The following is a 9,459-nucleotide window of genomic DNA, read 5'->3' on the forward strand; positions in this document are numbered from 1 at the left end:
CAGGCCGAACAGGGCGATGGCGGCGGCCACGGCCAGTTCGAAGAAGTTGCTGGCGCCAATCATCGCCCCGGGGGCGGCGACGTTGTGGGGCACCTTCCACGCCTTGGCCCAGCCGTAGGCGATGAAGAAGATCAGGAAGGTCTGAAGGATCAGTGGGATGGCGATCAGCACGATATGCAGCGGCGCCTCGAGGATCACCTCGCCCTGGAAGGCGAACAGCAGCACCAGGGTGATGATCAGCCCGATGGGCGTGATCGGTCCCACCTTCTTCATGAAGACGTTGTCGTACCACTCGATGCCGCGGCGGGCGATCAGGGTGCGCCGCGTCAGGTAGCCGGCCGCCAGCGGAATCACGATGTAGAGGACTACCGACAGGGCGACGGTGTCCCAGGGTATCGGGATGTTGGAGACGCCGAGCAGGAAGACCACGATGGGCGCGAAGGCGAACAGCATGATCAGGTCATTGAGCGCCACCTGTACCAGGGTATAGGCGGCGTCGCCGCGGGTCAGGTAGCTCCACACGAAGACCATGGCGGTGCAGGGCGCCGCACCCAGCAGGATGGCGCCGGCCAGGTACTGGCTGGCCAGGTCTGCGGGGATCAGGGGCTGGAACACTACCGTCAGGAAGAACCAGGCGATGGCGAACATGGTGAAGGGCTTGATCAGCCAGTTCACCGTGGTGGTGATGATCAACCCCTTGGGCTGGCGACGCACGCCGAGCACGGCGGTGAAGTCGATCTGTGCCATCATGGGAAAGATCATCGCCCAGATCAGGATCGCCACCGGGATCGACACCTGGGCATATTCGAAGCGTGAAAGCGTTTCCGGAATGGCCGGGGCGAACTGGCCGAGCAGCACCCCGGCGACGATGGCCAGCGCCACCCACAGCGAGAGGAAGCGTTCGAAGAGCCCCATGCCCTCGGCAGTACTGGGTGACGGGGATTCCTGGTGTGTGGTCATGGCATGACTCCTGTCAGAGGACGCGTTGATTGACTCGAGCGGTGATCTGTTCCGCCGACTCCTTGCGCTCCGAGTAGCGGTCGGTGAGTGCCTCGCTGCGTCCGTTAACCAGCAGCGTGAATTTCAACAGCTCCTCCATGACGTCGACGATGCGGTCATAGTAGGGGGAGGGCTTCATGCGATCATGCTCGTCGAACTCCATGAAGGCCTTGGGCACCGACGACTGATTGGGGATGGTGATCATGCGCATCCAGCGCCCCAGCGTCCGTAGCTGATTGACGGTATTGAAGGACTGGGAGCCGCCGCACACCTGCATGACCGCCAGGGTCTTGCCCTGGGTGGGGCGCACGGCGCCGAGGGACAGCGGGATCCAGTCGATCTGCGCCTTCATGATGCCGGTCATGGCGCCGTGGCGTTCCGGCGAGCACCACACCATGCCCTCGGCCCACGCTGCCAGCTCGCGAAGCTCTGCCACCTTGGGATGGCTCGCCTCCTCGGCGTCCGGCAGCGGCAGGCCGCGCGGATCAAAGACGCGGGTCTCGGCCCCCATGGCGCGCAGCAGCCGGGCAGCTTCCTCCACCGCCAGGCGGCTGAAGGAGCGGCTGCGCAGCGAACCGTAAAGCAGCAGAATGCGCGGGGCGTGCTGACCATCCTCGGGCAGGCCAAGGCTGGAGGCATCGGGCACACGAAACAACTCGCGGTCGATATTGGGCAGGCCGTCCAGGGAATGGGGCATCACGCGGTATCTCCTTCTGTTCCCTCTTCCCGGGAGGCGTGCTGGTGGCTCTCCTCCAGAGCCTGCCGCAGGGCGTCGAGGCGGGGATCAGGTTGTTGTGGCGCCCAGCATATATGGAGATTCGTATATACTCAATGTTAGCCGCGGGACGTCGCGCTGGGCGGGGTGCTGATGCGGGCCGAGCCAGGAAGTCCAGGAAAGGGGGCACGGGGATCTCCTGCGCGGGAGGGGGTGCCGCCACGGTAGCAGACTCCTTGAGAGAGCGAACCCGGCGGCATTCATGCCATCAAGAGCCCCCGGATCAGATCAGCGTGCGTCGCACTCGAGCCGAGAGGGCCTCGCTGATCACTACCGTGCCCAGGATCATGATCAGGGTCGTGGCCACCTGGGACCAGGCCAGGGTGGTGACATCGGGATGACGGCGGTATGTCACACGCCCCCGTGCGGCGTGAGCTGCTACCATCGCGGCCAGTCCCCTTTGTGCGGAGGTCACCTTGCCTGTATCCGAGTCCCTGCGCCTGGTGCGGGTTGCCGTTGGCGGGCTCGCCGAGGTGAGCCTGATCGTCGCTCCCGGCGAGGTTCATTGCCTGTCAGGCCCCAGCGGCTCCGGAAAGAGCCGCCTGTTGCGCGCCGTGGCCGACCTCGAGCCCCACGATGGCGAGGCATGGCTGGGCGATATCGACCAGGCGTCGTTGCCGGCTCATGCGTGGCGCGCGCGGGTGATGCTGGTGCCGGCGGAGAGCCACTGGTGGGCGGATCACGTGGGCGAGCACCTGCCACAAGCCGATGTGTCCGACCTCGAGGCGCTGGGCTTCATGCCCGAGGTGCTGGAGTGGCAGGTTTCGCGGCTCTCGTCGGGGGAAAAGCAGCGCCTGGCCCTGCTGCGGGCGATCAGTCGGGAGCCCTCGGTGCTACTGCTCGACGAGCCCACCGCCAACCTGGACGAGGCCACCACCTGCCGGGTGGAGGCGTGGCTCATGGCGCACATCCGAGAGCGCCACTGGCCCGTACTCTGGGTCGCCCATGACGCTGATCAGATCGCCAGGGTGGCGAATCGCCACTGGCGCATCGAGGGGCGAGCGTTGACGGAGGGGTCGACATGGGCGTGATCGAGCTGGCCTGGTGGCAGCTGGCTCTGGCGGCGTTGATGGTGGTGGCGCTGGCGGGCTGCACGGCCGCCATGCGACTCGGGATGAGCCGTAGCCTGCTGATTGCCGCGGCGCGCACGGTGACCCAGCTCGCCCTGGTGGGGCTGGTGCTGGAGGCGCTGTTCGCGGCCTCGACGCTTTACTGGGTGGCGCTGATGGCGCTGGGCATGCTGCTGATTGCCGGGCGCGAGGTGATGGCGCGCCAGAAGCGACGACTGATCGGCGGCTGGGCCTTCGGCATCGGCACGGTGGCGATGTTTTTGTCGTCATTCACGGTGACCGTGCTGACGCTCACCGTGATCATCGGCCCCGAGCCCTGGTATCGGCCTCAGTACGCCATTCCTCTGCTGGGCATGATGCTGGGCAACACCATGACCGGTGTCGCCCTGGCGCTGGATCGCCTGACCGACACCGCCTGGCACCAGCGCGCGGTGATCGAGAACCGCCTGATGCTCGGCCAGCGCTGGCAGGAGGCGGTCGGCGACATCCGTCGCGAGGCGATGCGTAGCGGCCTGATGCCGATGATCAATGCCATGGCCGCCGCCGGGGTGGTCAGCCTTCCAGGCATGATGACCGGCCAGATACTCGCTGGCAGCCCACCGGCGCTGGCGGTGAAGTATCAGATACTAGTGATGTTCACCATCACCCTCGGCACCGGCTTCGGCACGCTGGCCGCGGTGGCGGTGGGCAGCCGGCGGCTGTTCGATGGCCGCGAGCGTCTGCGCCTCGATCGTCTGGCGGCCCCCAAGGGGTGAGGAGAGACAGAGGTGAGTCAGAAGTGAGGTGGGAAGGACGCAAGCGTCAGGCCGAGCCAGGACCGGCCAGGAAGGGCAGCAGGGCGGCGATCAGCCGTTCGGGGCATTCTCGGTGAGGCACGTGCCCGCAGGGCAGGATGGCCATCTTGGTGGGACCTGCCACCCCCCCGGCGATACGCTCGGGCTGGGCCAGTGAGCCGTACTCGTCGTGCTCGCCGTGGATGGCCAGGGTCGGACAGGTCACCCGCGGCAGTGCGCTGTCCAGCGTCCAATCGGCGAAGTCCTCGGAGTGCCAGGTGTCGACCCAGGCGCGCAGGACCCACTCGGCCTTGTCGCCGTGATGCTTCGCCAGCCGTGCCATGGCGCCGGGGCTCTGGAAGGCCTGCTCCGCCTCGCGAATGCCGGCCAGGGTGCGCGGCTCGATGCTGGCCTGGGCCGCCACCGTGATCAGCGCCTCGCAGCCATCGGCATGCCGGCCGGCGATCTCGGCCGCCATGGCGCCGCCCACGCTATGGCCGAGGGCCACGAAGCGTGCCAGTCCGAAGTGTTCGCGCAACTCGTGAAAGGTCTCCGCCTCGTCGGCAATAAAGCCGAGCGGGAGCCGGCCAGGGTAGGGCGCCGAGCAGCCGAAGCCGAGACGGTCGTAGGCAATCACCTCCCTGCCGCTGGCGGCGGCGAGCATGGCGGGAAATGCCCGCCACAGCGCCACGCAGCCCAGCGAGTCGTGCAGCAGCACGATGGGACTGCGTGACGCCTCGCCACCCGGGGGGACCCAGCGCGTCGCGAAGCGTCTCCCGCGGCGCGAGGCGATCCAGGCGTCATGCGTCTCGGGCGTCCCTGTCATGTCGCCGGCCTCAGTCGACCAGCTCGACCGCCACGGCGGTGGCTTCGCCGCCGCCGATGCACAGGCTGGCGATACCGCGCTTGCTGCCCTTGGTGCGCAGGGCATGGATCAGGGTGGCGATGATTCGCGAGCCGGTGGAGCCGATGGGGTGGCCCTGGGCACAGGCGCCGCCGAAGACGTTGACCTTGTCATGGGGCAGGCCCAGGTCGTCCATGGCCATCAGGGTGACCACGGCGAAGGCCTCGTTGATCTCGAAGAGGTCGACGTCGTCCACCGTCCAATCGAGCTTCTTCATCAGCTTGTCGATGGCGCCTACCGGGGCGATGGTGAACTCGCTCGGGTGACGCGAATTGGTGCTGTGGCCGAGCATGCGGGCGATTGGCTTGGCGCCCAGGCGGTCGGCCGCTGCCTGGCTGGCCAGGATCAGCGCCGAGGCGCCATCGGAGATGGAGCTGGCGTTGGCGGCAGTGATGGTGCCCTCCTTGGCGAAGGCAGGGCGCAACGAACGGATCTTGTCGAGCTTGGCCTGGAAGGGCTGCTCGTCGTGATCCACCACGCTCTCGCCCTGGCGACTCGTGACGGTGACCGGCGCCATCTCGGCTTCGAGGTGGCCGGCGTTGGTGGCTTCCATGGCGCGCTCCAGCGAGGCAATGGCGAAGTCGTCCAGCCTCTCACGGCCATAGCCGCGCTCGCTGGCAACGTCCTGGGCGAAGACGCCCATCAGCTTGCCGGTTTCGGCGTCCTCCAGGCCATCGAGGAACATGTGGTCCTTGAGCTCGCCATGGCCCAGCCGATAGCCGGCGCGTGCCTTGGTCAACACATGGGGGGCGTTGGACATGGATTCCATGCCGCCGGCCAGCATCACGTCGCCGCTGCCGGCGCGGATCAGGTCGTGCGCCAGCATGGTGGCCTTCATGCCCGAGCCGCACAGCTTGTTGATGGTGGTGGCCCCAATGGCGTCCGGGATGCCGGCCTGTCGCATGGCCTGGCGGGCCGGGCCCTGCTTGACGCCGGCGGGCAGCACGCAGCCCATGATGCCCTCGTCGATGCTGTCGGCACTGATGCCGGCGCGCTCGATGGCGGCACGGATCGCCGTGGCCCCCAGCTGCGGGGCGGTGAGGCTGGCGAGGCTGCCCAGCATGCCACCCATGGGGGTGCGGGCGGCGGAGAGGAAAACGATCTCGTTGGCGTGGCTCATGGCATGACTCCCGTTACGTCGTGCGGTTCCCGGTGGAGCCGCGTTTTACTAGGGTAATGGCCCCGGACTAATGTCGTTGGCGGCAACGCTCGACGCTGTCCCCAGCGCTTCTCGTGCGATTGATTTGTGATAGCGTGCCGCGTTGACCCAGCCCCGGGGCTGTGGTTTTCTCAGGGTCAACCAAGCAAGCGCTAGTGTAAATGTCGATGAATGTAATCAATGACTCACCGCGTCGCAAGGAACTGACCCGCCAGGCCGCCCAACTGTTTGTCCAGGAAGGCTTCGATCGGACCACGGTGCGCATGCTGGCCCAGGAGATGGGTATCAAGTCCGGCAGCCTCTTCCATCATTTTCGCGACAAGCAGGAGATTCTGGCGGCGGTGATCGAGGAAGGCACCCAGAACGCCCTGGTCATCGCGAGGGCGGCCCTTGACCAATGCGACAACTCTGCCGAAGCCCGGTTGCAGGCCATGGCACGCGCACACCTGGAGACCCTGCTCACCGACCGTAATGCCCATGTGGTCGCCCTCTATGAGTGGCGTCGGCTCGATCCCGAGGCGCGCGCCCACCTGAGCCATCTGCGTGACGCCTACGAAGCGCTGTGGGAAGCAGTGATCGACGAGGCCCTGGCCGAGGGGCTGATCCATGGCGACCGCTTCCTGGTGTCGCGCTTCGTGATGGGGGCGCTGAACTGGACGGTGCGCTGGTACGATCCTGCCGGCCCACGCTCTCCGGATGACCTGGCCCATGAACTGGTGGCCATGATCACCCATCGGCCCGCCTGACCCTTTGGCTCCCGGCGGAGCGAGCGGGTACGTCATTGGTCCGCTACGCTCGACCATCGTCTAGTCCCATCCTGCCGTTCAGGGGTTGCCCCGTTTCTCGGGAGCCTCTAGCTTGTACCAAGCGCTTGCTAGGTTGACGCTTACGTCAACTGCATCTAATCAGAAGGTGGGCGTGCACGCCAGCGATCGGCATTTGCCGTTTCCTTCGTCGCCAGCATTGGGCGCCACCAAATTGTTTGCCGCCACAATAAGCACAAACCGCGAGAGGGCACTACATGAGCACCCTTCCCGATTACCAGAGCTACCTCGAGACCTTTTCCATCGATGACGTGATCGCGCGCCTCGACGACCACCGCGACGGCAAGGCCAACGCCTTCGAGTCCTGTTGCGGGCGTCATCTGCGCGCCGGGCGGGGCGACGTCCCGGCGCTGGTGCACGAAGACACCCAGGGCCAGGTCAATACCCTGACGTACGCCGAACTCGATGCCGAGAGCGCGAAGCTCGCCGGCTGGTTTGCCGAGCGTGGCCTGGGCGTGGGGGACCGCATCGCCTGCATGCTGCCGCGCACGCCCGAGCTGCTGGTGGCGGTGCTGGCCACCTGGCGGATTGGTGCCGTCTATCAACCGCTGTTCACCGCCTTCGGCCCAGACGCCGTGGACTACCGCCTGGGGCGCGCCGATAGCAAGCTGGTGATCACCGATCACGCCAACCGCTTCAAGTTCGATGGCCTCACCCAGTGCCCGCCGGTGCTCGCCGTGGGCGGTCCCGAGGCCGAGCACGCCGACGATCTGGACTGGCAGGCGGCGCTCGCCCACGCACCGATCGAGGCGAACCCACCGCGCCTGGAGCGCGAGGCGCCCTTCCTGCAGATGTTCACCTCCGGCACCGTGGGCAAGCCCAAGGGCGTGGCCGTACCACTGACCGGCATGCCGGCCTTCGCCCTCTACATGGAGCTGGCCGTCGACCTGCGCGAGACCGACCGCTTCTGGAACATGGCCGACCCGGGCTGGGCCTATGGCCTCTACTACGCCATTGCCGGGCCGCTGCTGCTGGGCGTGACGACCCACTTCTGCGAGGCGGGTTTCAGCGCCGAAGGGGCGCTGACCTTCATGAAGCGCCATCGCATCACCAATTTCGCCGCCGCGCCCACTGCCTACCGTTTGATGAAGGCGTCCGGCCTGTTCGATGACGCCCATGAGACCCTCGAGCTTCGCGCGGCGAGCTCTGCCGGCGAGCCGCTCAATACCGAGGTGGTGACCTGGGTCGAGCGCTCGCTGGGTTGCCCGGTCATGGACCACTACGGCCAGACCGAGACCGGCATGACCTGCAACAACCATCACGCCCTGGACCATCCCAAGCATGTCGGCGCCATGGGCGTGTCGATGCCCGGCTACCGCCTGGCGATCCTGGATGCCGAGTACAACGAGCTTCCCCCGGGCGAGCCCGGTGTGCTGGCCGTGGACATCGAGAACTCCCCGGCGCACTTCTTCGCCGGTTACACCTGGCAGGAGAAGCACCCCTTCGCCGAGGGCTACTACCTCACCGGCGACGTGGTGATCAAGAACGAGGACGGCACCTTCCAGTTCGCCGGTCGCGACGATGACATCATCACCACGGCCGGCTATCGCGTCGGGCCCACCGACGTGGAGAACAGCGTGATGACTCACGCGGCGGTGGCCGAGTCCGCCGCCGTGGGCCAGCCCGACGAGATTCGCGGCGAGATCATCAAGTCCTATATCGTGTTGCGCGAGGGCTTCGAGGCCAGCGATGAACTGGCCGACGAGATCCGCAAGCTGGTGCGCGAGCGACTCTCGACTCACGCCTTCCCGCGGGTGATCGAGTTCGTCGAGGAGTTGCCCAAGACCCCCAGCGGCAAGATCCAGCGCTTCAAGCTGCGGGCCGATGCCGTCGACAAGGCCGAGACTGGCGCCGCGCAGTGACAACCGCAAGCGTCTGAAGCGAGAGGCGCCGGGGGCAGGGCGAAGAGGGGGTCCTATGACAGGGATGGCATCGGTAGCGCCCAGGGAGGGGTTCACAGCGCCCCCTCGCAGCCCTGACGACGGAACAGCCTCGAGCGCTTTCAGCCGCTGCCTATCAACTCCAGGAACCCGATATGCACGTCAAGGACAATACCTTTCTGATCACCGGCGCCGCCTCCGGACTGGGGGCGGCCACCGCCGAGCGCCTGGTGGCCGCGGGCGGCCGGGTGGTGCTCTGCGACCTGAGCGACGCCGTCCAGGCCCACGCCGAGCGCCTGGGCGACGCCGCCCGGGCAGTGCGCGGCGACGTGACCGCCGGTGACGACATCCAGGCTGCCGTGGACGCCGCCGTCTCGCTCAGCGATGGCCGCGGCCTGGCCGGTGTGGTGCATTGCGCCGGCGTGGTCAGCGTCGGCAAGCTGGTCGATCGCGAGGGCAACCCCGCCGACCTCGACGCCTACCATCGCACCGTGCAGATCAACCTGGTGGGCACCTTCAACGTGATGCGCCTGGCCGCCGCGGCCATGGCCAAGAACCCAGGCGAGGACGGCGAACGCGGCGTGATCATCAACACTGCCTCCATCGCCGCCTTCGACGGCCAGGTGGGGCAGTGCGCCTACAGCGCCTCCAAGGCCGGGGTGGTGGGCATGAGCCTGCCGGCAGCCCGGGAGCTCTCGCGCCACGGCGTGCGGGTGATGGCCATCGCCCCCGGCGTGTTCGAGACGCCGATGATGAGCGAGATCCCCGACGAAGCCGCCCAGGCCCTGGCCGCTGCCGTGCCATTCCCCAAGCGGCTCGGCAAGCCCGATGAGTTCGCCCGCCTGGCCGAGCAGATCATCACCAACGCGATGCTCAACGGCGAGGTGATCCGCCTGGATGGCGGGATACGCATGCAGTGACCCGGCTTCGCCGGGAGCTCTAAGCCATAAGCTCGAAGCTTGAAGAAAACACCCTCGTAGCCGTGCTGCGGGGGTGTTTGCCATGGGGGTGGAGAAGCTCATGCTGCTTTCCAGCTTCCAGCTTCCAGCTTCCAGCTTCCAGCTTCCAGCTTCCA

The 9,459-nt window shown here is 67.0% G+C and carries 10 protein-coding genes; 5 read left to right on the forward strand and 5 right to left on the reverse strand.

Annotated elements, in window-relative coordinates:
- From arsB to RI841_RS11230, 3 genes are all read right to left on the reverse strand, one after another.
- Positions 1-960: ACR3 family arsenite efflux transporter (arsB, locus tag RI841_RS11220; RefSeq protein WP_310705686.1), on the reverse strand; the 960-nt coding region annotated here is incomplete at its 3' end.
- Positions 961-973: 13 nt separating this feature from the next.
- On the reverse strand, positions 974-1,696 hold the full coding sequence (gene arsH, locus RI841_RS11225; RefSeq protein ID WP_310705687.1) for an arsenical resistance protein ArsH: 723 nt from the start codon (positions 1,694-1,696) through the stop codon (positions 974-976).
- Between the two features lie 301 nt (positions 1,697-1,997).
- Complete coding sequence (locus tag RI841_RS11230) at positions 1,998-2,129, reverse strand: hypothetical protein (protein WP_310705688.1); 132 nt, start codon at positions 2,127-2,129, stop codon at positions 1,998-2,000.
- 61 nt (positions 2,130-2,190) lie between these two features.
- On the opposite strand from RI841_RS11230, the gene RI841_RS11235 reads away from it, so the two are divergent.
- A complete protein-coding gene (locus RI841_RS11235; RefSeq protein ID WP_310705689.1) occupies positions 2,191-2,805 on the forward strand; it encodes an ATP-binding cassette domain-containing protein in 615 nt (204 codons plus the stop codon).
- On the forward strand, positions 2,796-3,599 hold the full coding sequence (locus RI841_RS11240; RefSeq protein WP_310705690.1) for an ABC transporter permease: 804 nt from the start codon (positions 2,796-2,798) through the stop codon (positions 3,597-3,599). The genes RI841_RS11235 and RI841_RS11240 overlap by 10 nt, the downstream gene beginning before the upstream one ends.
- Before the next feature lie 46 nt (positions 3,600-3,645).
- On the opposite strand, the gene RI841_RS11245 is transcribed toward RI841_RS11240, so the two are convergent.
- Entirely contained in the window at positions 3,646-4,443 is a 798-nt protein-coding gene (locus RI841_RS11245; protein WP_310705691.1) for an alpha/beta hydrolase, read from the reverse strand.
- 10 nt (positions 4,444-4,453) lie between these two features.
- Positions 4,454-5,641, reverse strand: coding sequence for an acetyl-CoA C-acyltransferase (locus tag RI841_RS11250; RefSeq protein WP_310705692.1), 1,188 nt, complete (start codon positions 5,639-5,641; stop codon positions 4,454-4,456).
- A 206-nt stretch (positions 5,642-5,847) separates the two neighbouring features.
- Between RI841_RS11250 and RI841_RS11255 the strand changes: the two genes are divergently transcribed.
- The 3 genes from RI841_RS11255 to RI841_RS11265 all read left to right on the forward strand — a co-directional run bounded on the left by RI841_RS11255 (position 5,848) and on the right by RI841_RS11265 (position 9,304).
- Positions 5,848-6,426 (forward strand): TetR/AcrR family transcriptional regulator, encoded by a 579-nt coding sequence (locus RI841_RS11255; protein ID WP_310705696.1) that lies wholly within the window; start codon positions 5,848-5,850, stop codon positions 6,424-6,426.
- Positions 6,427-6,701: 275 nt separating this feature from the next.
- The gene (locus tag RI841_RS11260) at positions 6,702-8,366 is read left to right on the forward strand and encodes an AMP-binding protein (protein ID WP_310705693.1); all 1,665 of its coding nucleotides are present in this window, start codon (positions 6,702-6,704) and stop codon (positions 8,364-8,366) included.
- Between the two features lie 173 nt (positions 8,367-8,539).
- Positions 8,540-9,304: an SDR family NAD(P)-dependent oxidoreductase gene (locus tag RI841_RS11265; RefSeq protein ID WP_310705694.1), complete on the forward strand. Its 765-nt coding sequence runs from the start codon at positions 8,540-8,542 to the stop codon at positions 9,302-9,304.
- Positions 9,305-9,459 lie beyond the last annotated feature (155 nt).

This window comes from Halomonas sp. (genome assembly GCF_031581305.1).
Classification (GTDB): domain Bacteria; phylum Pseudomonadota; class Gammaproteobacteria; order Pseudomonadales; family Halomonadaceae; genus Halomonas.

Excerpts from the sequence above, each read along its gene's own strand:
- arsH (WP_310705687.1), bottom strand. The coding sequence starts at position 1,696 with ATGCCCCATTCCCTGGACGGCCTGCCCAATATCGACCGCGAGTTGTTT.
- RI841_RS11240 (WP_310705690.1), top strand. The coding sequence starts at position 2,796 with ATGGGCGTGATCGAGCTGGCCTGGTGGCAGCTGGCTCTGGCGGCGTTG.
- RI841_RS11245 (WP_310705691.1), bottom strand. The coding sequence starts at position 4,443 with ATGACAGGGACGCCCGAGACGCATGACGCCTGGATCGCCTCGCGCCGC.
- RI841_RS11250 (WP_310705692.1), bottom strand. The coding sequence starts at position 5,641 with ATGAGCCACGCCAACGAGATCGTTTTCCTCTCCGCCGCCCGCACCCCC.
- RI841_RS11255 (WP_310705696.1), top strand. The coding sequence starts at position 5,848 with ATGAATGTAATCAATGACTCACCGCGTCGCAAGGAACTGACCCGCCAG.
- RI841_RS11260 (WP_310705693.1), top strand. The coding sequence starts at position 6,702 with ATGAGCACCCTTCCCGATTACCAGAGCTACCTCGAGACCTTTTCCATC.
- RI841_RS11265 (WP_310705694.1), top strand. The coding sequence starts at position 8,540 with ATGCACGTCAAGGACAATACCTTTCTGATCACCGGCGCCGCCTCCGGA.